Raw genomic sequence first — 22,223 nt, forward strand, 5'->3', positions numbered from 1 at the left:
GGCTGTACGAGCCTGTGTAGCGATTAGAAGGTAGTGACGGGGCGGACCTGGTTGGCTAGGTCAACGAGCGCGTAGCGGTGGCGGCTAAACGGTGCCTGGCGCGCGAGGGCGCGGAGTGTCTCGGAGAGACCGGTGCGCAGGCCACGCTGGGTAAAGGCGTATTCGAAGAGGTCGTTGGGGGAGGCGGCGCGCGAGAGATCGGCATTGCGCAGGAAATTCAGGCCGGCGGAGATGACGGCAATCTTAATCTGGAGGAAGCGCGGCTCGTTGGTGGGGACCTCTTCGAGGCGTCGGGCAGCGCGGCGGATGCGGGACTCGGAGAGGTCGTGGACGATGAGCTGGAGGATCGTCGTCAAGCGGGCCATGCGGTAGTGGCGCGAGGCATTGGGAACCTTGTCGAGGACCACAACGGCTACCTCCACCTGGCCCTCGGAGCGCAGCTGGCGGGCAAGGCCAAAGGAAGAGGAAACGGTGGTGGGGTTGGTGGACCACACAATGCCGTAGAGGCGCATGGAGTTAAAGCGCAGCGCGGCCGGGTCCTGGGTGACGTGGTTCCAGATTTCCGGCTGGCCCTCAAAGGCGGAGTTGGGGAGATCGGCCAGCGTGGAATGCATATTGGAGCAGGCGCGGGCCACGGTGGGGTCAATGAGCGCGGTATCGCTATAGTCCAGCTGCTGCAGGATGAGCTCGTTGATGGCGGCGATGGCGAGTTTGGGTGCCGCCTCGCCCGGCAGGAGATCGAGGACGGTGGAGAAGTATTTCTGGGCGTCGCGGTAGTCGTCGTGAAGCAGCTCGGTAATGCCGGCGTACCACTGGAAACGCCAGTCGCGGCCGAGGCGGTCCTCGATGGAGCTTAGCCACTGGCGGGCTTGGCCGGTATAGCCTAGGTCGATCATGGAGCGCACCACGCCCAGCGGGATTTCGGCCGAGTGCTCGTACTCGGGGGTCTGCATGGCCTGGCGGAGGGTCTCCAGGGCCTCCTGTGGCTCCGCATAGGATGCACCCTGCAGCAGGCCGGCACCCACGTCATCGCGGTCTAGCAGCGGGGTGGGCAGGGCGGAGACTACCTCGGGGGCGGTGATCTGGACGGTGCGATCGATGCCGTCAATAAGCTGGTCGGTGCGAAAGACCAAGTGCTTGGTGCCAAAGGTGGTACGTTGCGGCGAGAAAAGCGAATGCTGGGAGGGGTACTGCAGGCCGTCGCGGATGGCGATGACCTCGCGCAGCACGCCGTAGAGCTGGGTGCGCAGCTCCTTGATGGAGGTAAAGCGGCGCTCCGGATCCGGGTCCGTGGCGCGCTGTAGCAGGCGGTATAAGGACAAGAAACGGCGCAGTTCCGGCTCCTCGGTGGGGGTGGGGATACCTGGCAGATAAACGCCGTCTTCGGTAGGAAGCTTGAGGCACAGCGAGGCTAAGGTACGGCCGATGGTGTAGATATCGCTGGCGATGGAAGGCCCCTCGGTGGCGACTTCCGGGGCCTGATAACCCTTGGTGCCGTAGATATAGCCAAAGGCGCCGATGCCGGAGACCGCGCCCAAGTCAATGAGTTTGACCTGGTCCTCGGTGACGATGATGTTATCGGGCTTTAAGTCGTTATAGACCACCCCGCGCGAATGCAGGTACTCCAGCGCGGGCAGGACTTCCAGGATATAAGCGATTGCGATATCGACCGGCAGTAGCTTGTCCGTCTGCTTTTTCCGCCTGTTTTTAAGCGACGGCCCGCCGACGTACTCCATGACAATAAAGCCGCCGGGTACCCGGGGGTCATCGATGAAGTTGAAAATCTTGACGATGCCCGGGTGGGTAATATCCGCGAGGAACTCGCGTTCTGCCACCGCAGCGGCGGTTTCATCGGCCGATTTTTGGGCCTGCATACCTTTGAGGACCACCACTCTTCCAGAAACAAAGTGGTCATTGGCCAGGTAAATCCAGCCCATGCCGCCATGGGCGATGACGCCCAAGATTTCATATTGGCCGGCCACCATGTCACCAGGCTGTAACTGCGGTGGCGGGATCTTTTTACCGGAGGATGCCTCGTGTGGGTCGATCAGGGCGTCGGTCGGCTCGGAGGGGGTGATAAACGGCAGCCGCACCATGCCATCGGCCACGCGGCGCTCGGTGCGGTGGGTGCCACGGCGCTCGCGGAAGGTATCGAGTGCGCGGCGGCGCGAGCGCTGCGAGGAGTCCTCCTGGGCCTGCTGGGCGCGCTGCTGTTCGCGCTTAGCCCGGATATTGTCTAGGTCCGCCAAGAGGCTAGAGATATGGTCCGGGTCGATGGAACCATCGCCATCCTCGTCATCGTCTGCGAAGGGATCGAAGGCTACCGCGGAGGTGCCGGTATCACCGTCTGCTTCATCCTCGTCAGCGAAGGGATCAAAGGCCACCGCCGCGGTTGCTTCCTCGTCTTCGTCCGCAAACGGGTCAAAAGCTACGGCTGCGGTGGCGGGGCCGTCGTCCGAGGGGGCATCGCCTAGCGCATCCGGCTCCTGCGCGGAATTGGTGGCATTGGTGGGCTGGCGGAAGGCACGCTGGGTATCAAGGTTTTCCGGCTCGATGTATTCGAGCTCATCATCGCTAAAGTTCGGGTTATGGCTCATGGTTTAGCCTCCTCCTCGATATACTTTCCGGCCGGCAGCGTGGGCTCTTCTAAGTAGGCACCGAGCCACTCCTCAAAAAGGGAAGACCACGTGCCATCGCGGCGTATGCGCTCTAGCGTGGAATTTATTTGGCGCAGCAGTGGGCGGGTGTCATGCTGCTTGCTGGGCAGGCGCACGGCCACGCCGTAGTTTTCGGTTTCCAGCGGTTCGCCCACGATGGAGGTATAGGAATCCTGGGCGGCCATGCCGGAGAGCAGGGCATCATCGACGACGATGCCATCGGCCTGGTTGAGCTGCAGTGCCATGAGGCAATCGCCCCAGGAACGGGTGACCAAGATATCGGCTTTGGGGGCGTGCTCGCGGATGGTATCGAGTGCGGTGGATTCGCCCACACCGCACAGCGTCTTCCCAGCGGTGTCCTTGATGGATTTGATGCCAGATTTGCTGAGCACCAGCATGCGGGTTTGGGTACGCATATAGGGGATGGAAAAGGCCACCTCCCGCTCTCGCTCCGGGCTAATGGTCATCGTGCGCACAATCATGTCCACCGCGCCGGAATTAAGGGCATCGACTCGGTTGGAGGATTCCACGAAGCGGAAGTCCACCTTATTGGGAGCACCAAAAATATCGCGGGCAACCTCGCGGGCGATATCTACCTCGAAGCCGCGTACTTCACCCGAGGCGGCGTCGCGGTAACTCAGCAAGTTATTGGAACGGTCCACACCCACGATGAGCCGGCCGCGCTTGACGATGTCCGGCACCCGTTCTTTCGCTTTCTTGTCATCTGGGCGGTAGCTGCCTTTAATGTCTTCACCAGAGGCGCGGTGCGCGGGGGTGGTTCCTGCCTTTTCAATCTTTGCCCCATCTGGCAGCGGCGGGCCCGGCTTTGCGTCAAGGGCCTGCTCGGCGGGCGCCTCCAGTGGCGGGGTAGAGCGGACATCGCAGGAAGCCAGAGGCAGCGCGGCGCAGACGCAGGCAAGCGAAGCGAGGACGAGGCGTGGGCGGCGCATTAGAGGTACTCCTGCAATCGGGGACGGATGCCCAGCCACACGGCGATAATGGCGCATAAGGTCAGCAAGAATACGGCCGAGGACACCGCGGTCATGGCGGTCAGGCCGCGTTCCAGGTAGCTGCGCATAGCGACGCGCGCCTGACTAATGAGATCGGAGAGCTCCGCGTCGAGCTCGTCATAGGAACGCGCCGTGGTCATCTCACCGTCCTTGGGCTCGGTGGCCGTGGCCTGGTAGATGGCTTCATCATAGTCGCCGTCTTTCAGCGCGCCCATGAGCTTATCGTGGGTGCCACGCCACTGCTCGGCGGCCGCCCGGGCGCTGTGGATGAGTTCGGGGTCGGTGACCTCCACGTCCTCATCATTGAGGGCATCCTCATAATCCTGCAAGGCCATTTCGATGGAGTTAATCGAGCTGGAAAAGCGCACCATCGTATCCTCCTCGGAGGAACGCAGCACCAGCGCCAGGGTTTCAGAGGTGCGCGCCTGCTGCGCCTCAATACGCGAGGCCGTCAGCGAATCCCATGGGCGCGAGGCTGTCTCAAAGCCCTGGTGGCCGGTGGACCAGGTAGCGAGGTTGGATAGTGCTACCCAAGAAATGGCTAGGAAGAGCAGCACGCTGGCCGTCAAAAAGCCACGATTAAAACGCCGGCGGGTCTGGCGCCACAGCCACCACTGGGCCACAACGAGGAAAAAGAGCGCGGCAAAGAGGCCGGAGAGCGGCACCCACTGCGGCGAAGTGAGCTTTTGCTGCTGCTGGTTTACCTTGGCGGTGGTCAGTTGGAAAAGCTCGGAGGCGGCCGGCAGGATATGCTCGCGCATTAGTGCAGAGGCATTGGACATATAGGAGTTAGCTACCGCATTGCCCGCCCGGTGATTAGAACGGGCCTTTTCCACCATCGCGGTATAGACGGGCAGCTCGCGCTGGATAAAGGTCACCAGCTCGCGCACACGGCCATCTTCCTGTGTGGTACCCAGCACGGATTCGGTGGCTGCCACCGAAGCGGCATCAATAGCTTCGTTATAGCTATCGCGATTTTGCTCTGATTCCACACCGGCCTGTACGAAGCCGGTGGTGGCCACGGTATCGGCCACCGAAAGCGAACTATAAAGGTGGTGCGCCGCATTCGACATCGGTTCGGTAGTGCTTAGCAGCTCGTCCAAATCGGAGTGGCGGGCGGCGGAAGATTGGGACATCGATAAGCCGGCAGCGCCCAGGGCCACGGTGAGGATGAGCGTGACCGTAAAAAGCTTGCCCGGGGTGGTGGAGGCAAAGTAGTAAAAGCGGCGCATCAGGCGCGCCGGGCCTGCGAACCATTGCATGGCGCGGCTGCTGAGCCCGCTGAAGGCCGGGCCGGTGGGCGCGGTGACCTCATCGAGCCAGTGATCGCTCGGGTGAGCGTGCTCGTTGTGCACGCTTTCTGCCCGGACTGCCTGCTCGGTCATTAACTCAGAATAGCGTCCGCAGTGTGCTGGGCGCCACCATATACCCGCGTGTGTGGCTAGGATAGGCAGCATGCATAATCCTCACAGTGGAGACGGCTGGGCGGCAGGTCCTGGCGGCATTCGGGTCTGGGGAAAATTCGGTGCCGCTGGCCTCTTTCTTGTTGCCGGGCGCAAGGTGCTTCTCCAACACCGTGCCGCGTGGACCAATCACGGCGATACATGGGGGATTCCGGGTGGCGCCCGTGATTTTACGGAGACGCCGACCCAGGCCGCGTTGCGCGAAACTCAGGAAGAATGCGCGATTGCGCCCCACGATGTAGAGGTACTCGATGCGCAAGTCACGGCCGGGCCTTATCCCGCAGCGGGGGATCTACCGGGGGAGTGGACCTATACCACCGTGCTCGCGCGCACGCGTACCGGTGTTCCGCTTCCTACTACAGCTAATGAAGAGTCCTATGAGCTGCGCTGGGTGCCTTTCGACGAGGTGGAGACCCTCCCATTATTGGCTGCCTTCCGCCGTTCCTTTCCCACCCTGCGGGAGAGTATGGAGGCATTGAACAGGTAAAGTTGCCAGATTTATGGCACTCTAGTGCCATGATCGAAGTAGAAGGACTGACTAAACAATATAAGTCTGTCCGCGCCGTTGATGATCTCACCTTTCAGGTAAAACCCGGCATGGTCACCGGGTTCCTAGGCCCCAATGGCGCGGGCAAATCCACCACCATGCGCATGATCCTCGGCTTGGATGCTCCTACGGCCGGCAAGGCGCGCATTAACGGCAAGCACTACCACGAGCTCAAGCAGCCCCTGCGTGAGGTGGGTGCCTTGCTCGATGCCAAGGCAGTGCACCGCAACCGCAGCGCCGCTAATCACCTGAAATGGATCGCACAGTCCAATGGCATTTCTACTTCCCGCGTTGACGAGGTCTTGGGGCTGGTAGGGCTTTCCGACGTCGCCGGTAAGAAAGTCGGCGGCTTCTCCCTCGGCATGGGCCAGCGCTTGGGCCTCGCCGGCGCACTGCTCGGTGACCCGGGCATCCTCATTTTGGACGAGCCGGTCAACGGCCTTGACCCGGAGGGCATTCGCTGGGTCCGCCAGCTGGTACGTGCCCTAGCCAAAGAGGGCCGCACCATTTTGATTTCTTCCCACCTGCTGTCGGAGATGTCCCAAACCGCAGATCACCTCGTGGTCATTGGTAAGGGCCGCTTGGTAGCGGACCAGCCCACCTATGACTTTGTGAAGGACCACTCGCAGTCCTCCGTGCTGGTGCGCTCCGATCACCTCGATGCCTTTGGCTCTGCTCTGCGCGCCGAGGGAATCTCCTTTACCGAGTCCACCGACGAGGAAGGCCGCCCCCGCTTGGTGATTGCCAACCAGACCACGGATTTCGTGGGCCAGCTGGCGTACTCCACCGGTGTGCCGCTTAATGAGCTAAGCCTCAAGAGCGCCTCCCTAGAGGACGCTTTCATGGAGCTTACTGGCGACGCCGTCCAGTACCACGGCTCCACTGGTGCCCCCACCGCCGGCGGTGCTACTGCCGGTGCCGGTGCTGCCACTCCGTTCGCTCGACCCACCCAGCAGGAGGTTTAAGTCGCCATGCTGAATACTTTGAAGTCCGAATGGACCAAGCTGCACACCACCCGCTCCTTCTGGTGGACCACCTTCATCTTCCTCTTCTTTGCGTGGGGTTGGGCCATCCTCAATGCCCGCCTGACAAAACCGGCAGAAACCCCCGAGGATGCAGCGTTTGGTATGGGTGTTATCACCCCGGATGGCGCGGTGTCTTTTCTTTTGGCCCTCGGCCTGCCCGTGCTCATGATCCAAGCCATTATGATCGTGACCACCGAGTACCGCTTTGGTACGCAGACCATCACGTACATGGCTACCCCGCGTCGCTGGTCGGTGGCCTTGGTCAAACTGCTCATGTACGCGGTCATCGCGGCCGCGCTCAGCTTCATCGCGGTGGCCGGTTCCTACTTGCTTACCGAGCTTTTTGCCTACGATGAGGTAGCCGCGCAATTCCAGCCTTGGGACGATGAGATGGGGCAGAAGCAGCTGTGGAAGTACCCACTGGCAGCGGCTCTTATCGTCCTTTTCTCCCAGGGGCTCGGCCTGTTATTGCGCTCTACCGCCGGCTCCGTGGCCATCGGGTTGATCCTCTTCCTTGGTTTGGACGGTTTCGTGTCTATGATCCCCAAGGTGGGCGGGAAGCTGGTGAACTACATGCCATTTAGCGCGTTTCAGTCGTGGCTAATGGATCAAACTCCCGCAGATGCTCCGTGGAAGGAATCCTGGGGATTTGGGCTGGTATTCCTCGCTTGGGCTCTCCTTTTGTGGGTCCTAGGCGTCATCGTCCTGCAAAAGCGCGACGCCTAAGCACCTTTAAAGCTTAAGCATTCCATTGCTTAGGCGCTTTACCGCCCCGGCCGGCAGCTCATTCGCTGCTCACCGGGGCGGTGTCTTGTTTCCGGACCGTTTTCGCTGCAGTCGTGATGGTCCGGGTGCGCTTTACTGCAGCGCGGAGGTAAGGCGCATGACATTATCCACGTAGCGGCGGATAAAGCCGCGCTCATTCCATTCCTCCAAAGTTAGCTCGTGGCACACGGCGCGGTAATTGGCTACGAGCTGGTTGAACTGATCAATGAGGTCTCCCTTGGCCACCAGCATGGTGGACTCATAGTTAAGGCCAAAGGAACGCGGGTCCATATTGGAGGAGCCGAACATACACAGCGGATCGTGGCCGGGATCGTCCGGGTCGGTGATAATGAACTTGGAGTGAAGCACAAAGGGGTAGGGGAATTGGTAGATGTGTACGCCGGCCTCTAGCAGGGCCTGGTAGTAGGAGGACTGGGCATGGTTGACCATAAATTGGTCCGCCTTTGCCGATACATAAAGCTCCACATCCACGCCGCGGTAGCAAGCGGTGGTCACGGCCTCTAGCAGGGACTCATCCGGGACAAAGTAGGGCGAGCACAAAACTAGCCGGTCCTTGGCGTGGTGAACCAGGGAGTTGAACATGCGCAGGTTTGGCTCAGTGGTATAACCAGGGCCGGAGGGGATTATTTGGAGGTGATTGGCGTCGGCAGTCTGGGCGTCGTCATAAGGCAGCTCATCGAGCGGAAGATTCTCGTCTGCCTCCAGGTACCAATCCACGGCGAAGACCGCGGACATAGAAGTCACAATTGGCCCAGACAGCTCCACCATGTAGTCGATCCAGTAGCGGTCCTTGGTTTTGTACTGGCGCTTAATCATATTTAGCGAGCCGATAAAGCCGACCTTGCCATCGATGATCACCAGCTTGCGGTGGTTGCGCAGGTCCGGACGCCGGAAACGGCCCTTGTGAATCTGGATAGGCAGCATGAGATGCCAGTCCACGCCTATCTCTGTCAGCTGCTTGCCCAGCTTGAAATAGCCCTTGTACTTAAAACTGCCGATCTGATCCAGCAGCAGCCGCACCTTCACGCCGCGGGCGGTAGCCCTGCGCAGGGACTCGAAGAAGACGTCCGTGACCTCGTCCCAAGACTGGATGTAGATCTCGATGGACACGTACTTCTCGGCGCGGTCAATGGCGGCGGCGATGGCGCGAATGGACTCGTCATAATCCGCGTGCAGACCCAGGTTGTGGCCCACCAACGCTGGGAAACCGGTCAGCTCGCGGTTGAGCCGGATGACCGACTCTGTTTCCGCCGAAAGGATACCCTGCGGGTGGTCCGGGGTGCGGGCCGTGACGTTTTCAATCTTCTCATTGGCCTCTTGCTGGATGCGGTGGCGGCGCCGGTTGATATACGGCGAGCCCATGAGCAAAAACAGCGGCAGCCCAATAAACGGCAGCACCAGAATTGCCAGCAGCCACGCGGTGGAGCTGGACGGGCGGCGGCCTTCGGGCACGAAGCCGACGGCAATAATCTTGATGCCGTAATCCAGGATTAGGAATAAAAGCTGCCAGAAGCTGAGATCAAGCGACCAAGACATTTATCGCACGGAATCGAAATCGGGCAGATCGAAATCTGCGAGAAGTGGGCAGTGATCGGAAGTTTTATCGCCGGCGCGCTCAACCAGGTCTACCTGTGCGCCGGTTACGTGCTGGGCAAGTGGGGCGGAAGCCAACTGGAAATCGATGCGCATGCCTTCGTTCTTTTGGAAGCGCATGCCCTTGTAATCGAAGTATGTATAGCGCTGGTCCTCCGTGAACCGGCGGGTGACCTCCTCGAGCCCGGACTCTTCCAGCATCTGGAATGCGGCGCGCTCTGGCTCGGTGACATGCGTCTTACCGCGGAAGGCTTCGATGTCCCATACGTCTTCATCGCGCGGAGCAATATTGAAATCACCGGTCAAAAGAAGTTTAGACTGCGCATTGTTTTCCGCATAGTGTGCCAGGTGATAGAGAAAGTCCAGCTTGTAGTCATAGTGGCGGTCCGTGATCTCGCGGCCGTTGGGCACGTAGAGGGACCACATTTCTACGCCACGGATGCGGGCCCCTAGCGCTCGGGCCTCCCGCTCTTGTGGTTTATCCGGATCCTTGGCAAAGCCGGGTTGGCCTGGAAAACCCACAAAGACCTCCTCGGGCGCATCTGTGGATACGATGGCCACGCCGTTCCACTGGTTGAGCCCGTGGCACGTGACGTGCAGACCCGCTTCCTCGAAGGACTCGCGTGGAAACTTATCGTCTTTCACCTTAGTTTCCTGCAGACACAAAACGTCGATGTCGTGCTTGGAGATAAGGTCCAGCGCCCGCTGTGTGCGGGTACGAACGGAGTTAATATTCCACGTGGCGATGCGCATGCCACATACAGTACCTGCCCGCTGCAGCGAGGTCAGCGGGCAGTCCCATAAGGCTCACCACCCAGTCCGAAAGGGCGCTGCCGCGGGGCCTAGCCCCGCAGGCGGGCGTAGATGCGGCGGTGTTGCTCAATGAAGCCGAGCTTTTCAGCAAGCCGCACGCCCGCGGTATCGGAGGCCGGAACGGTGAGGTAGGCATGCTCCGCGCCATTGTCGCGGCCCCAGCGCAGCAGATGCTGGCCTAGCAGAGTGCCGAATCCGCGGCGGCGGGAGTTCGCAGCTAGCTCCACATTAGAAAGGCCCAGCCACGCGGTGCCATCGCCGGATTCGCTAATGGCACCGCGGGCAATGGCGACGGTTTCGCCTTCGAGCGCTAGGCGGCCAAAGCCAAGTGTGCCCTCGATGGGGGCGCTCAGGTGCTTCAGTGCCTGAGGCGAAAGGGTTCCGCTGCGGGAGTGATACATCTCCAGCCACTTGTCATCGGGGTGGTCTTCGATGTGGACGGTGGGGGAAGCAGAGGGGGCTTCGGCAAGCGCGGGCAGACCGCGCAAGACCATAGCGAGCGTTTCTGGTTCGGTTTCCCACGCGGCGTCGGCAAGCAGGCGCTCGGCGGGTTTGCCAATGCGCTCTGGAACCAATAGGCGCACCGGCAGGTCGCGGCGGGCGAAGAAGTCCTTAATCTCTTCCATCGGCACCGGGGTGAAGCCGGCCGAAGGGCCCAAAGGCACAGCCGAATTGGAGCTGCCGGTAGCCCCGTCGCCGGCGCGCAGGAGCCAAGAACCATCGCTAGTCCAGGCGTGCTCCCCGCCGGGGAAAGCCGCGGCCGCCGCAACCTCCACGGCGCGGATATCGGAATTGCGGACCATGCGCGGGGAGAGCCGCTTGATGATTTTCAGCTGTTCCGGCGGGATCTCTACCGCATCCAGGTCAGAGGGGAAACCACCGACCTCCTGCGGGCGGATAACCAGCGGATTGAGGCTCAGCACGTGCCCGATGACGTCGCTATGCACGCCGCCGAAATCGCGCCGGGCCACCACGCGCTCGCCCACCTGGACGGCATCGGAGCGGAAAATACGTGACATTAGTCGTCGTGGCCGAAGGGATCGGCGTCCTCGCCCGGTACCCAGGAATAACCCGGCTCGGTCCACCCATTGCGTTTGATGGCCTTTTTGGCCTGGCGCTTATAGCGGCCGATGAGGGTATCGGTGTACAGGAAGCCATCGAGGTGGCCGGTCTCGTGCTGCAGGCAGCGGGCGAAGAAGCCATAGCCTTCGACGGAGATGTCGTTGCCGTTTTCGTCCTTGCCGGTCACGCGTGCCCAGTCGGCGCGGCCGGTGGGAAAGCCCTCGCCTGGAACGGAGAGGCAGCCTTCGTCATCGGAGCCGTCGTCAGCCGGCATGGTCTCCGGAATTTCAGAGGTCTCCAACACGGGGTTAATAACGCAGCCCTTGCGCATGCCTGCCTTTTCGGACGGCAGCTCGGTGCCATTGGGTCCGTCCGTATCAGGGCAGTGGTAGACAAAGAGGCGCTTGCCAATTCCTACCTGGTTTGCGGCTAGGCCCACGCCATGGGCGGCATCCATGGTTTCATACATGTCCGCGATGAGTTGCTGCATTTCCGGGGTGGAAATTTCGGATTCTTCCACCGGTTGGGTGGGGTTGTGAAGCACGGGCTCGCCGTGGATAACGATGGGGCGAATAGTCATGCCTTACAGTTTAGGCATGAACCCCTTGTCTGACCTAGACGCCGCCATTTTGGACTTTGAAGAAACCGCGCCGCGCAGCATCGGCCGCAAGGAAGAGGCCATCCGCGCGCAACTGGATATCTCCCCGGTGCGCTACCATCAGCGCCTTAACCTGCTTCTCGACGCCCCCGCGGCCGCCCAATCCCACCCGCTCCTAGTCGCCCGGCTGCGCCGCGTGCGCGAGGAGAGAGAAAACACGCGGCGCGCCGCGCGGGGAAATACCCCTTTTAGTTAATTCTGGGTACTAGTGTTGCGTATGTGACTAATGTGAATCCGGAAAATTCGACCGACAAGGTACCCGACGAAACCCGCGCCGGCTCCGCTGCCGGTGCGTCCGCTTCCCGTGCCGCTAAGCGCCCCGCTGGTGGCGGCGCGCACGCTAAAAAGGGCGGACTCCCGCTGCGCGGCCTGGCGATGGTCCTCATCGCGGTAGCCGTCATGCTCGGCCTCTGGGCTTTGTACTCCATAACCTCGGGCGACGATGATTCCACCGTGGCCTCCGAGAGCAAGCAAGAAAACTCCACCGGTTCCACCATTGGTGCCGCACCCGAAGGCTCCGCTGGTCCCGATGCCGCAGGTTCCCGTGCCCCCGGTGCCCCAGGCGCTTCCGAGGGCGCAAGCGCTCCTTCCCCTGCACCGGCGCCAGGAAAGGGCGATGCCCCACGTGATTCGGCTGCTTCCGGTGCTGCCGACGAGGCTGCTGCGCCTCAGGGCAATGACGCTGCAGGAGAGGAAAACGCCCACTCCGCCGCGCGCGACCGCAAAGATATTAAGGTCAGCGTCCTCAATAACTCCGGTGAGGTAGACAAAGCCAAGAAGGAAGCCGATTCCCTCAAAGGCGGCGGCTTCAAGGTGGGCTACGTGGGCAACCTGCCTGGCGATGTCCTTACCGTCCCGAAGACCACCGTCTTCTACCCGGAAGGCGATACCTCTGCTGAAGCACTGGCCAAAGAGGTAGCCGCTCGCTATCAGGCCGATATCGCGCCCATGAATCGCGACCTGCCTAAGGAAGCAACCGATGACGGCGCCGTCGTTGTCGCCCTAGCGGTGCCGCAGGCCTAAGCTAGCTGCGTACCTGACCTAAAGTCCAAGGGCATCCGGCCACAAAGAAACTTTATTGTTCTGTGGCCGGATGCCCTTGGACTTTTATGATCTGAGATATTGCCTACCCGCACGGCCGCCGCTGAGAATGGGTTAAATAAAATTCACGTCTTAATACCTGTCAGCCGTTAAGCTGAATGGGTGAAGATCCCGGCAGAACAATTCGCCCGCTCTCCCGAACCAACGCTAGGTGTGGAATGGGAGGTAGCGCTCGTGGACCGCGAAACGCGCGACCTCGTCCCGCGCGGTGCGGAACTTATCGATCTGGCCAATGCGACCTATCCCGATATCCATCTGGAAAAGGAATTTCTCCAAAATACGGTGGAGCTAGTTACAGGCATTTGCCACACCGTTCCGGAAGCAATCGCTGACCTGAAAAATTCCCTGAACGCGGTGGAAGAAGCCGCCGATAAGCTGGGGGTAGATGTCTGGGCATCCGGTGGGCACCCATTTACGGATTTCCGCGAGAATCCGCTTTCGGATAAACCCAGCTATCAAGAAATCATCGCGCGCACCCAGTACTGGGGCAAGCAGATGTTGCTTTGGGGCACGCACGTGCACGTGGGCATTAGCCACGAGGACCGCGTGTGGCCCATCATCAATGCGCTAATGACCAAGTACCCCCACTTGCTGGCCTTATCAGCGTGCTCGCCGGGGTGGGAGGGCCTGGATACCGGCTATGCTTCCAACCGCACCATGCTCTACCAGCAGCTGCCTACCGCAGGCATGCCATATCAATTCCGCGATTGGGCCGAGTGGCAGTCCTATATGCGCGACCAAGCGATTTCCGGCGTTATCAACCACACCGGCTCCATGCACTTTGATATTCGGCCGGCCGCCAAGTGGGGCACGGTGGAGGTGCGCGTGAGCGATGCGACGTCGAATCTGCGCGAGCTTTCCGCCATCGTTGCGCTTACTCACTGCTTGGTGGTCTACTACGACCGGCTTATCGACGCCGCGGAACCCCTTCCCACCCTGCAGCCCTGGCACGTGGCAGAAAATAAGTGGCGCGGCGCCCGCTACGGCATGGATGCGCTGGTAATTACCTCCCGCGAGACCGATGAAGCCTGGGTCAAAGACGAGCTAGCGCAGATGGTGGAAGAACTCGCCCCCATCGCCCGCGAGCTGGGATGCTTTAATGAGCTGCAGCTTATCCACGAAATTATTGATGGCGGCGCCGGCTATGAGCGGCAGCGCCGCTTGTTCAAAGAAACTGGCAGCTGGCGCGAGGTGGTTGAGGAGACCTGCCGCGAGCTGCGCACCTTCCGCCCGCTCTAAAGCGGGAGGGCAGGGGGCCGGTAGCCGCCTCGGGCTTAGTCCTCGGAGCGCGAGTGGCGCCCATAAGCCGGGGTATCGGGGATATCGGTGATGTCCTGGGACGCGGGGAAAGCGCGCGTTTCGGGACCCACCGCGGGCATTTCTGCCGTTTCATCGCTGATAGTGCGCGCTGCCCGTGAATGACCACCACGGGTCGTAGACTCGGTGTTCACTGAATGCGCCGGATGGGCCGCGGTCGTGGTGGCAGCAGGTTGCGCGGCAGCGGGCTGCTGGGGGCTACCAGGGGTGGTCGTTTCCTTGGCCGGTTGGGTGCCAGGGATAAATCCCCACACCGCGTAGAAGGCGATATAGATAACGCCGGCGCCGGTAAAGGCCAACATGCCCCAGGGCTGCAGATCCCAGTGGTTGAGCGAGCGGCTAGCAGCAGACAACCACACGGCTGCGGAAATGAACGGCATGGTTACCGCACACATGGCCAGCACCGATACAAAGCCAGCAAGCTGTGCGCCGAGGAAACCGTGCAAGCGCCTGCCCAGCGCCTGGTTAACGGAAACCAGTACGACGACGGCCAAAGGCACCGTCCATACCCAGTGGTGATACCAGGAGAAGGGGGAGACCAAGCAGGAACTGATACCGGCGAGCGCAAGCGCGGCCGAGTTATTACGGTGCTTCATCGCGGTACGCAGCGCCAAGCAGGTCAGAATAAAGACCACGACCACGGCGGCAAGCCATACCCAGCCGCCGTCGATGCCCCATGCGCGGACCATCACGGAGCGGATGGACTGCGCACCTGGGTTAGTGTGCTCGCCCACGCGGGAGGATTTAAAGATGGCATCGGTCCAGAATTCGGCGGCATCCGGGATGGTTACAAAGCCAATGGCAACGGTTACCGCGAACGTCAAGATGGCGATAATCGCCTGCCACCAGCGTTTTTGGAAGAGCAGAACCAGTCCCATATAAGCGGGGGTAAGTTTCATACCCGCAGCCAAACCGATGCCGATGCCCGGCAGGGCCCGCTTGCGCGGGAGGAGGTCCAAGGCAACCAGCAACATCAAAAAGATGTTGATCTGGCCAAAGAATAGGGTGCCGTGCACCGGTTCATTTGCCGGGGTGCAGCACAAAAGCAAGATGCCCAATAACCACATTGCCGGGGAGAGCTTGAGCCCGCGCTCGCGCAGAACCAGCATGATGACCGTAAACAGGGCAAGGGCGGTGCCGCCTTGCCAAAGGAGGATCAAAGGGTCGTCGGCAAGCGAGGAAAGCCACGTGAAAAGAGTGCCGGAAAAGGGCGGATAGGTAAAAGGCAGGTCACCAATATAGGCGTTATCGTACAAGTTTGCGCCCTGCGCTACCTCACCACCGGCGAGCCAATAAATCTTCAGATCTAGCGGAACGCGCCACACAAAGGCGCTATTGCCATCGTAGATGCTGAAGCGATAGACAATGACGCCGATGAGGGCGGCGAGCAAAGTCACCACAGTGGGAAGCCCATAAAGCTTTTTCACGGTGAAAAGCGTCTCCTACTTGCGGCGCAGCGACTTCGCGGCGGGGCGGTCGTTGCGGGACATGGTTTCCTCGGTGCCGTATAGGCCCTCACGGCGTGCAATACGTGAGGTGCGCTGCGCGGTTACCGGGCTAGTGAACATGGCAAACAGTACCAGCAAAATGAGCATTCCTAAATCCCCCCGCTCGGCCACGCTGAAGGATTCCGCGCCCGTGAGGCGGATGATCGCGCCCAGGATGGTGAGGATAAGACCGGTGGTCTGCGGCTTGCTCACCGCGTGTACGCGCGACATTGTGTCTTTGAATCGAGCGATACCGATGGCTGCGGCCAAGGTGAGGAGGCTGCCGCTAATAATGAGGATGAGCGAGAGTACATCAGCGATAAAGGACCAGCTCATTGGTTATCCCTCTTCCTAAACCTTGTAACCGACACGGTAGAGATAAAACCCAAGAGCGCAATGACCAGCATGGCCGAGGCCACCGTGGTGTTGAGCGACCAGCACATGTAGGTAGCAAGCGCGCACTGGAACATCGCGGTAAAGCCATCCATACCCACCAAACGGTCCAGCGAATTAGGCCCGGTGATAATGCGCCAGACGGTAATGAGGAAGGAGACGACCAGCAGCGCGGCGGCCACCAGCAAAATCGCATTGTAGATCTGAGGATCCATTAGGGGTGGCTCCTTTCAAAGATTTCGATGAATGAGACCTCCATACGGGCCACGGCATTGATCTCGCGCTGGATTTGCTCCTCATCGTGGGCATCTAAGATGTGGACGGTGAGCATGCGGTTAGCAATATCAATATCGGTTACCGTGCCACCCGGTTGCAGGTTGTACAGCGTCACCGCCAAAGAGATGGCAAACTCATTATCCAAGCGCATGGGCAGCTCCAAGATGGCGGTCTTGGGCACCGGCTGCGGGCGCACGGCCAGCCATCCCACCTTGAGCGAGGCGTAGAACAACTCCCAGAACCAGCGGAGCATAAAAGCCATGAGCTTGCCCCAGGAGACGTCGATGCCGGTAATCGGCATGGCCGGCAGCGGTAGGGCAAAGACAATAACGACGCCGATGATAAGTCCCGCCACCAAGTTTCCCACGGTGACCTCGCCCATCAGCATGCACCACATGATGATGAGCCAGACGATGAACCACGGACGGAAGCGGTGGTGCAGGCCGGAAAAGCGCGAGTTAGTCATCGCTAATATCCTTCCTCTTGGCGGCGTCCGGGGACTTTACGGTGGTGGAATGCGCATCGCGTCCACCGGCTTCTGGATCGGTGCGGGAATCCAGGCCCGGCGAGGCCGGGGGCTCCGCCTCAGGAGAGTGGCTGCGCCTATTTTCATAGGAATCAGCGCCGCCGGTGTAGCGCTCCTTCTGGTTGAGGTGGCGGGTGGGATCATCCGCGCGGTCGCCCAGCACGGCGTACTGGTAGATGGACGTATCCTGCGCGGATTCGGCCGCGCGCGAGGTTACACCGGAAATCGGTCCGGCCAGGAAAGTAATGGACGTAGACGCGGCCACCAGCAGGGTCGTAGAGGCGATCATGCCAAAGGGCACCCTGCCCACATCCTGGCGGGAGGAAAATTCCACCTCATCGGTGATATCGGAAAGCGGGGCCGGGCGGGCGAGCGCCACGTTGCCTTCAGGGGCATCGGCGCGGTCGCGTTGAAAGCCCTTAGCCCACACCAGCATCATCACGTAGAGGGTAAGCAGGGAGGTAGCCACGGCTCCAACGATAAGTACCCAGGCCATCCAGGATCCTTCATTCGCACCGGCTTGCAGCAAAATGACCTTGCCCAGGAAACCGGAGAACGGCGGGATGCCGCCCAGGTTGATGGCGGGGATGAAATACAAGATTCCGATGAGCGGGGCGGAATACATCAGCGAGCCCAAACGGCGCAGCGAAGATGTTCCGGCTTGGCGCTCAACCAGTCCGACCACCAGAAATAGCGCAGTCTGGACCAGAATGTGGTGTACGGCGTAGAAGATGGCGCCAGAAAGCCCCTGCGCGGTACCCAAAGAGACGCCGAAGATCATATAACCAATGTGGCTGACCAGGGTAAAAGACAAAAGGCGCTTAATATCGGATTGCGCGATGGCGCCCAAAATACCCACCAGCATCGTGGCGAGGGCTACCCACATGAGCACGGTATCGAGCCCACCCGCAGTAAAGACGGAGGTGCGGGCGCGGATGATGGCGTAGACACCCACCTTGGTCAGCAGGCCGGCAAAGACGGCCGTAACCAGCGAAGGTGCCGTGGGATAGGAGTCCGGCAGCCAGGCATCCAGCGGGACCACGGCGGCCTTAATGCCAAAGGCGACGAGCAACGTGGCAAAGATAGCGGTGCGAGTTCCTTCCGGAATGTCCTGCATGCGCTGGCCAATCTGTGCCATGTTCATCGTGCCCACGGAGGAATACACATACCCCAACGCGAGCAAGAAGATCATGGATGAGGCCATCGACACCATCACGTAGCCCACGCCGGCGCGCACTCGACCAGCCGAGGCACCTAAGGTCAACAGCACATAGGACGCCACGAGGAAGACCTCGAAGCCCACGTAGAGGTTGAAGAGATCGCCCGCCAAAAAGGAGATATTAACGCCCATGGTCAGCAGCATGTAGGTGGGCAAGAAGACGGCCACCGGTTCGTCCTTGGTGCCGTCGCGAACGCCCTGAGAAATGGCGTACCAAATGACAGAAAACAGCACCACGGAGGACGTAAAGAGCATGACCGCAGAGAGGCGATCCGCCACGAGCGTGATACCCACCGGGGCGTCCCAGCCTCCTACCTGCAGGGTTTGGATGCCTTCAAAATCTGCGATGAGGATGAGTACGGCATTGACCACGGCGGTAATGAGCAGTGAGAAAAATACGATCTGGCGCTGCACATTGGGAATGCGGCAAAAGATCAAGGCGAGGGCCGCGGCCACTGCTGGGATGATAATGGGCAGCGGAATGAGGTAGCCGATGTAGGGAAAGAGGGCATCGACAAGCGGCTGTACGGTCTCACTCATCGCGGGCCCCCTTTACTGGTTCCTCGAAGGATGCAGGGCCGAAGTTATCGCCTTGCTTGGTGGCGCGGCCGGTAGCCGGATCATTGGACGCATCGTGGTCCGGGCTGGCGGCCGCATTGCCGGGGCGCGCGGCCTTGGCGGCAATAGCGGTATCTTCCGCGTCATCTTCAATGACATCATCCGTGCGGTAGCGGTACTGGCGGTAGGCCAGGGTAAGGATGAAGGCCGTCAGCGCCATGGAAATGACGATGGCAGTCAGAATCATTGCTTGTGCCAGCGGATCTGCAATCTCGGTGCCGAAAGGTTCCGAGTCGCGGCCATCGATAGGCGGAGAACCGGCCGAACCGCCGGACTGCAGCAGGAAGAGGTTTGCGCCATTGCCCAAAAGCAGCAGTCCAAGCAGCATTTTGGTCATGGCGCGGTCCAGGAGCAGGTAGACGCCCGCGGCTACGAGCACACCGGCGGCCAAGAGGAGGAAGAGGTTGGCTTCCATTTATTTCTCCTTCCCTGTGGTGGCGGTTGTGCTTGCTGTAGCGGCTTGTTTCTTTTCCTTGCGTTGGGCCCGTTGCGCTTTTTGCTTGGCGGTGCGTTGGCGCTGCTGCCGGGCCAGCGAGCGGGCGCGATCGCGGGCACGTTGCTTACGCATATCCTCTTCTTCATCCAGCTTGGCGCCCAAGGAATTTAGGATGTAGAGCGTGAGCCCCACGACGATGAGGTAGACACCTGCGTCAAAGACCAACGCTGAAGGTAGCGAAACCTTGCCGATGAGCGGAATCTCCGGTGAGGTGTATCCGCTGGTAAGCGGCGGGTGACCAAAGAACATCGGGGTCACCGTGGCTAGTGCGGACAGCAAGAGACCGGTGCCCATGGTGCGGCCGGCGTCAATAGGCAGGGTTTCTTCCAGCTCCGCGCGCCCACCAGCCAGGTAACGCAGGATGAGTGCTAGCGCTGCCACGAGGCCGCCGGCAAAGCCACCGCCAGGAGCATTGTGGCCGGAGAAGAAGAAATAGAAGGACAGTGCGACCATGGACGGGAAGAGCACGCGGGTGGAGACATCGATCATCAGCGAGCGGTTGAGTGCTTGCTCAGATTCCACCCCGGCGGCCAGCCACCGCCGGCCGGTAACCCGCAGGGTGGGGCGGCGGCTTTCACGGCCGAAAGATTGGGTGCGATAAATCAGCGAGACCACGCCCAGTGCGGCAATGATAATCACCGTGATTTCGCCAAAGGTATCCCAGGCGCGCAGGTCCACCAGCAAGACGTTGACAGTATTGGCACCGTGTCCAATCTCTTTGGCCAGATCCGGCATGAACTCGGAGATGGGCTTGGACTGACGCGCGTTAATAGCAAACATCGCTACTACGGTGACGGTAAGACCCGTGCCCACGGAAAGCCAGGCACGCAGGCGGCCCATCTTGGGGTCCTGCTTCCATTCGGTGGAGGCCGGCATGCGGCGCAGAACCAGCATGAAAAGAACCATCACGATGGTCTCGGTCAACAGCTGCGTCAGCGCCAAGTCCGGCGCACCGTGCAGAGCGAAGATGAAGGCGAGCGTATAGCCAGTCACCCCGACGATGATGACGGCTGATAAACGATTATCGGTGACCGTGGCAGCCACGGCGGCCACCATGATGATGAAGGCGGCGACGATCTGCCAAGGATTTTCCGCCACTATCATGCGGATATCAGTGAGATCGCCTTTGATGATCATAGCCAGTGGCAGCAGCATCAACGTGGCAAAGATAACCGTCAAGTTCAGCTGCAGGGAGCCGCGCTGCGTGGTTGCCGTCGTGCGCAGCGAGAGCTGGCGCAAAAGAGCGATGACCGAATCGTAGGCGTCATCCGCATTGCCCAGTGCGGGGTAGGAGAATTGCCACTTGACCAGGACCTGGCGTTGCCAGTGCATAATAATACCGGCCACAATAATGAGTGCGGAGAGGCCCAGCGCCACCGTCAAGCCATGCCACAGGGCTAGCTCGCTATGCTCCTCCGGGCCGAAGGTGGAATTGAGGTGTTGGTCAAAGGCTGCCGAAAGCGGCTTGGGGAATACACCAAGTACCACTGTCAGGACGGTAAGTAAGACAGGGGAGAGCCATAGCCCCAGGTTGACCGGATGCATCTTGGCGACGGCCTCTGCCAGCTCCGTTCCATTGACCTCCTTCTTGGTGGCAAAGGCACCCCACAAAAAGCGCAGCGTATAGGCCATCGTGAGGATAGAACCGAGGACATAGGCCACAAGCATCATATTGCGCGGCATGCCGGCCAAGAGCTCTTCGTGCATGGTGGCTTCCAGCACGGCCTCTTTAGCCACGAAGCCAAACAGTGGTGGGACGCCGGCCATGGAGAACCCGGAAATGATCGCAATACCGAAAAGGAAGGGCTCCTTGCGCCCCAAGCCGGATAGCTTGGTGATATCCCTCGTGCCCGAGCAGTGATCGATAGCTCCGACGACCATAAAAAGCGCCGCCTTAAATAGCGAGTGCGCAAAGGTCAGCGCGAGGCCGGCCTGCATGGCTTCCCGCGAGCCTACGGCCATGATGGAGGTGATAAAACCCAACTGGGAGACGGTGCCATAGGCCAAAATCAGCTTCAGGTCGCGCTGTTTGAGCGCCATCCAGCCACCGAGCAGCATGGTAAATACGCCTAAGGAGATAACCACCACGTGCCAGGTTGCCACCTCATACATCGAGGGCGCCAAGCGCCCGACGAGGTAGATGCCGGCCTTAACCATCGCGGCGGAGTGGAGATAAGCGGAGACCGGAGTCGGCGCCGCCATCGCGCCGGGGAGCCAAAAGTGTGCCGGTACGATTGCGGACTTTGTCAGCGCGCCCGCCAAGATGAGCACGATGGCCACCGTGACATAGGGTGTTTGCGCAAAGTTCTCATAGGCGGAGATATCACTAAAGGTCCACGCCCCAGTTTGCCGCCCGAGCAAGATAAAGCCCATGAGCATGGTTAGCCCGCCCAGCGCGGTGACCATCAGCGCCTGCTGGGCCGCGCGGCGGGAGGAGGCTCGTTCCGCATAGTAGCTAACCAAGAGATAAGACAGCAGGGAGGTAATCTCCCAGAACACGTACATCAGCAGGAAATTATCCGCGGCCACTAGACCAAACATGGCGGTGGCGAAGCCCACCATTTGCGCCGCGAACATGGCCAAGCGGCGTCGCGTGCCGTCGAAATAGCCCCAGCAGTAGATCAATACCAGCGCGCCCATGCCCAAGATGATGAGGCTAAACAGCGCGCCTAGTCCGTCTAAGCGGAGGTCAAAACTTAGGTTCGCGGAGGGCATCCATTCCACGGTATGCTCAACCGCGCCACCGTCTGCGAAGGTGCCGCGCAGAAAGTGCATGAGCGTCCACACAAAGCCTGCGCCGGGGACTAGGGCCAAAATTCCAAATGCCGGGCGACCCATTCGCATGATGAGCAGCGGTGCCACCACGGTGGCGGCGATGAGAGTACCTAGGAGTATTAGCACGTTGGTTACTGCGCTCCTTTTGGTTGTATCGCGTTCTCTTGCCCCGCTGCCGCGAACACCACGAGCATCACAACTACTGAGAGACGAGAACATTCACGAGCCGCACGCCGCTGAGTACGCCGCGGTGGCATAGTGCAAGCAACATGGCCGAGCGCGGGGCCAACTTTTTGCCACTTTACCGGCTTTTCTACGGCTTTGAAAGAACTATTTTTGGCGCTGTATTATATGCTGCTGTTTTGCGGCATAAAGAAACCCCGCTCCGTGGGGAGCGGGGT

Annotated in this window: 20 protein-coding genes; 6 read left to right on the forward strand and 14 right to left on the reverse strand. The window is 60.5% G+C overall.

Annotated elements, in window-relative coordinates:
• Positions 1–23: 23 nt before the first annotated feature.
• The 3 genes from I6I12_RS02305 to I6I12_RS02315 are packed head-to-tail and all read right to left on the reverse strand — an operon-like array spanning position 24 to position 5,052.
• Entirely contained in the window at positions 24–2,597 is a 2,574-nt protein-coding gene (locus I6I12_RS02305) for a serine/threonine protein kinase (RefSeq protein ID WP_200288604.1), read from the reverse strand.
• Entirely contained in the window at positions 2,594–3,607 is a 1,014-nt protein-coding gene (locus I6I12_RS02310) for a glutamate ABC transporter substrate-binding protein (protein ID WP_200288605.1), read from the reverse strand. Before I6I12_RS02310 ends, I6I12_RS02305 begins: the two co-directional genes overlap by 4 nt.
• Positions 3,607–5,052: a GlnX family signal transduction membrane protein gene (locus I6I12_RS02315; protein WP_023019975.1), complete on the reverse strand. Its 1,446-nt coding sequence runs from the start codon at positions 5,050–5,052 to the stop codon at positions 3,607–3,609. Before I6I12_RS02315 ends, I6I12_RS02310 begins: the two co-directional genes overlap by 1 nt.
• Before the next feature lie 70 nt (positions 5,053–5,122).
• On the opposite strand from I6I12_RS02315, the gene I6I12_RS02320 reads away from it, so the two are divergent.
• The 3 genes from I6I12_RS02320 to I6I12_RS02330 are packed head-to-tail and all read left to right on the forward strand — an operon-like array spanning position 5,123 to position 7,428.
• Positions 5,123–5,617 (forward strand): NUDIX domain-containing protein, encoded by a 495-nt coding sequence (locus I6I12_RS02320; RefSeq protein WP_023019974.1) that lies wholly within the window; start codon positions 5,123–5,125, stop codon positions 5,615–5,617.
• A 29-nt stretch (positions 5,618–5,646) separates the two neighbouring features.
• On the forward strand, positions 5,647–6,642 hold the full coding sequence (locus tag I6I12_RS02325; protein ID WP_200288606.1) for an ABC transporter ATP-binding protein: 996 nt from the start codon (positions 5,647–5,649) through the stop codon (positions 6,640–6,642).
• 6 nt (positions 6,643–6,648) lie between these two features.
• On the forward strand, positions 6,649–7,428 hold the full coding sequence (locus I6I12_RS02330; protein WP_200288607.1) for an ABC transporter permease: 780 nt from the start codon (positions 6,649–6,651) through the stop codon (positions 7,426–7,428).
• A 132-nt stretch (positions 7,429–7,560) separates the two neighbouring features.
• Here I6I12_RS02330 and cls read toward each other — a convergent pair whose 3' ends face one another.
• From cls to I6I12_RS02350, 4 genes are all read right to left on the reverse strand, one after another.
• A complete protein-coding gene (cls, locus tag I6I12_RS02335; RefSeq protein WP_200288608.1) occupies positions 7,561–9,024 on the reverse strand; it encodes a cardiolipin synthase in 1,464 nt (487 codons plus the stop codon).
• On the reverse strand, positions 9,025–9,834 hold the full coding sequence (locus tag I6I12_RS02340) for an exodeoxyribonuclease III (protein WP_200288609.1): 810 nt from the start codon (positions 9,832–9,834) through the stop codon (positions 9,025–9,027). It lies immediately after the preceding gene.
• Positions 9,835–9,923: 89 nt separating this feature from the next.
• Positions 9,924–10,913 carry an N-acetylglutamate synthase, CG3035 family gene (locus I6I12_RS02345; RefSeq protein ID WP_200288610.1) on the reverse strand — a complete coding sequence of 330 codons (990 nt, stop codon included), beginning with the start codon at positions 10,911–10,913 and terminating at the stop codon, positions 9,924–9,926.
• Positions 10,913–11,536, reverse strand: a complete 624-nt coding sequence (locus I6I12_RS02350) for a peptide deformylase (protein ID WP_023019968.1) — start codon at positions 11,534–11,536, stop codon at positions 10,913–10,915. The genes I6I12_RS02345 and I6I12_RS02350 overlap by 1 nt, the downstream gene beginning before the upstream one ends.
• Here I6I12_RS02350 and I6I12_RS02355 point away from each other — a divergent pair.
• The 3 genes from I6I12_RS02355 to I6I12_RS02365 all read left to right on the forward strand — a co-directional run bounded on the left by I6I12_RS02355 (position 11,535) and on the right by I6I12_RS02365 (position 13,954).
• A complete protein-coding gene (locus I6I12_RS02355; RefSeq protein WP_086588240.1) occupies positions 11,535–11,810 on the forward strand; it encodes a DUF3263 domain-containing protein in 276 nt (91 codons plus the stop codon). The two genes, I6I12_RS02350 and I6I12_RS02355, sit on opposite strands and share 2 nt — an antisense overlap.
• 23 nt (positions 11,811–11,833) lie before the next feature.
• Complete coding sequence (locus I6I12_RS02360; RefSeq protein ID WP_234288159.1) at positions 11,834–12,637, forward strand: LytR C-terminal domain-containing protein; 804 nt, start codon at positions 11,834–11,836, stop codon at positions 12,635–12,637.
• Between the two features lie 180 nt (positions 12,638–12,817).
• Positions 12,818–13,954 (forward strand): glutamate--cysteine ligase, encoded by a 1,137-nt coding sequence (locus tag I6I12_RS02365; protein WP_023019965.1) that lies wholly within the window; start codon positions 12,818–12,820, stop codon positions 13,952–13,954.
• A 35-nt stretch (positions 13,955–13,989) separates the two neighbouring features.
• Here the strand turns inward: I6I12_RS02365 and I6I12_RS02370 are convergent, their stop codons facing one another.
• From I6I12_RS02370 to I6I12_RS02400, 7 genes are read right to left on the reverse strand one after another with little or no spacing between them, the layout of a single operon-like run.
• Positions 13,990–15,459 (reverse strand): glycosyltransferase 87 family protein, encoded by a 1,470-nt coding sequence (locus tag I6I12_RS02370; RefSeq protein WP_200288611.1) that lies wholly within the window; start codon positions 15,457–15,459, stop codon positions 13,990–13,992.
• A gap of 15 nt (positions 15,460–15,474) precedes the next feature.
• Positions 15,475–15,855, reverse strand: a complete 381-nt coding sequence (locus tag I6I12_RS02375) for a monovalent cation/H(+) antiporter subunit G (protein ID WP_023019963.1) — start codon at positions 15,853–15,855, stop codon at positions 15,475–15,477.
• Positions 15,852–16,127 carry a monovalent cation/H+ antiporter complex subunit F gene (locus I6I12_RS02380; protein ID WP_023019962.1) on the reverse strand — a complete coding sequence of 92 codons (276 nt, stop codon included), beginning with the start codon at positions 16,125–16,127 and terminating at the stop codon, positions 15,852–15,854. Before I6I12_RS02380 ends, I6I12_RS02375 begins: the two co-directional genes overlap by 4 nt.
• Positions 16,127–16,654 (reverse strand): Na+/H+ antiporter subunit E, encoded by a 528-nt coding sequence (locus I6I12_RS02385; RefSeq protein WP_200288612.1) that lies wholly within the window; start codon positions 16,652–16,654, stop codon positions 16,127–16,129. Before I6I12_RS02385 ends, I6I12_RS02380 begins: the two co-directional genes overlap by 1 nt.
• Positions 16,647–18,473 carry a Na+/H+ antiporter subunit D gene (locus I6I12_RS02390; RefSeq protein ID WP_023019960.1) on the reverse strand — a complete coding sequence of 609 codons (1,827 nt, stop codon included), beginning with the start codon at positions 18,471–18,473 and terminating at the stop codon, positions 16,647–16,649. Before I6I12_RS02390 ends, I6I12_RS02385 begins: the two co-directional genes overlap by 8 nt.
• Positions 18,466–18,966, reverse strand: coding sequence for a Na(+)/H(+) antiporter subunit C (locus I6I12_RS02395; RefSeq protein ID WP_200288613.1), 501 nt, complete (start codon positions 18,964–18,966; stop codon positions 18,466–18,468). The genes I6I12_RS02390 and I6I12_RS02395 overlap by 8 nt, the downstream gene beginning before the upstream one ends.
• On the reverse strand, positions 18,967–21,948 hold the full coding sequence (locus I6I12_RS02400) for a Na+/H+ antiporter subunit A (RefSeq protein WP_200288614.1): 2,982 nt from the start codon (positions 21,946–21,948) through the stop codon (positions 18,967–18,969).
• Between the last annotated feature and the right edge of the window lie 275 nt (positions 21,949–22,223).

The organism is Corynebacterium kefirresidentii (assembly GCF_016599755.1).
Taxonomy (GTDB): Bacteria; Actinomycetota; Actinomycetes; order Mycobacteriales; family Mycobacteriaceae; genus Corynebacterium; species Corynebacterium kefirresidentii.

Excerpts from the sequence above, each read along its gene's own strand:
- I6I12_RS02390 (WP_023019960.1), bottom strand. The coding sequence starts at position 18,473 with ATGAGTGAGACCGTACAGCCGCTTGTCGATGCCCTCTTTCCCTACATC.
- I6I12_RS02355 (WP_086588240.1), top strand. The coding sequence starts at position 11,535 with ATGCCTTACAGTTTAGGCATGAACCCCTTGTCTGACCTAGACGCCGCC.
- I6I12_RS02305 (WP_200288604.1), bottom strand. The coding sequence starts at position 2,597 with ATGAGCCATAACCCGAACTTTAGCGATGATGAGCTCGAATACATCGAG.
- I6I12_RS02325 (WP_200288606.1), top strand. The coding sequence starts at position 5,647 with ATGATCGAAGTAGAAGGACTGACTAAACAATATAAGTCTGTCCGCGCC.
- I6I12_RS02330 (WP_200288607.1), top strand. The coding sequence starts at position 6,649 with ATGCTGAATACTTTGAAGTCCGAATGGACCAAGCTGCACACCACCCGC.
- cls (WP_200288608.1), bottom strand. The coding sequence starts at position 9,024 with ATGTCTTGGTCGCTTGATCTCAGCTTCTGGCAGCTTTTATTCCTAATC.
- I6I12_RS02320 (WP_023019974.1), top strand. The coding sequence starts at position 5,123 with ATGCATAATCCTCACAGTGGAGACGGCTGGGCGGCAGGTCCTGGCGGC.
- I6I12_RS02315 (WP_023019975.1), bottom strand. The coding sequence starts at position 5,052 with ATGACCGAGCAGGCAGTCCGGGCAGAAAGCGTGCACAACGAGCACGCT.
- I6I12_RS02375 (WP_023019963.1), bottom strand. The coding sequence starts at position 15,855 with ATGAGCTGGTCCTTTATCGCTGATGTACTCTCGCTCATCCTCATTATT.
- I6I12_RS02340 (WP_200288609.1), bottom strand. The coding sequence starts at position 9,834 with ATGCGCATCGCCACGTGGAATATTAACTCCGTTCGTACCCGCACACAG.
- I6I12_RS02310 (WP_200288605.1), bottom strand. The coding sequence starts at position 3,607 with ATGCGCCGCCCACGCCTCGTCCTCGCTTCGCTTGCCTGCGTCTGCGCC.
- I6I12_RS02395 (WP_200288613.1), bottom strand. The coding sequence starts at position 18,966 with ATGGAAGCCAACCTCTTCCTCCTCTTGGCCGCCGGTGTGCTCGTAGCC.
- I6I12_RS02385 (WP_200288612.1), bottom strand. The coding sequence starts at position 16,654 with ATGACTAACTCGCGCTTTTCCGGCCTGCACCACCGCTTCCGTCCGTGG.
- I6I12_RS02380 (WP_023019962.1), bottom strand. The coding sequence starts at position 16,127 with ATGGATCCTCAGATCTACAATGCGATTTTGCTGGTGGCCGCCGCGCTG.
- I6I12_RS02350 (WP_023019968.1), bottom strand. The coding sequence starts at position 11,536 with ATGACTATTCGCCCCATCGTTATCCACGGCGAGCCCGTGCTTCACAAC.
- I6I12_RS02345 (WP_200288610.1), bottom strand. The coding sequence starts at position 10,913 with ATGTCACGTATTTTCCGCTCCGATGCCGTCCAGGTGGGCGAGCGCGTG.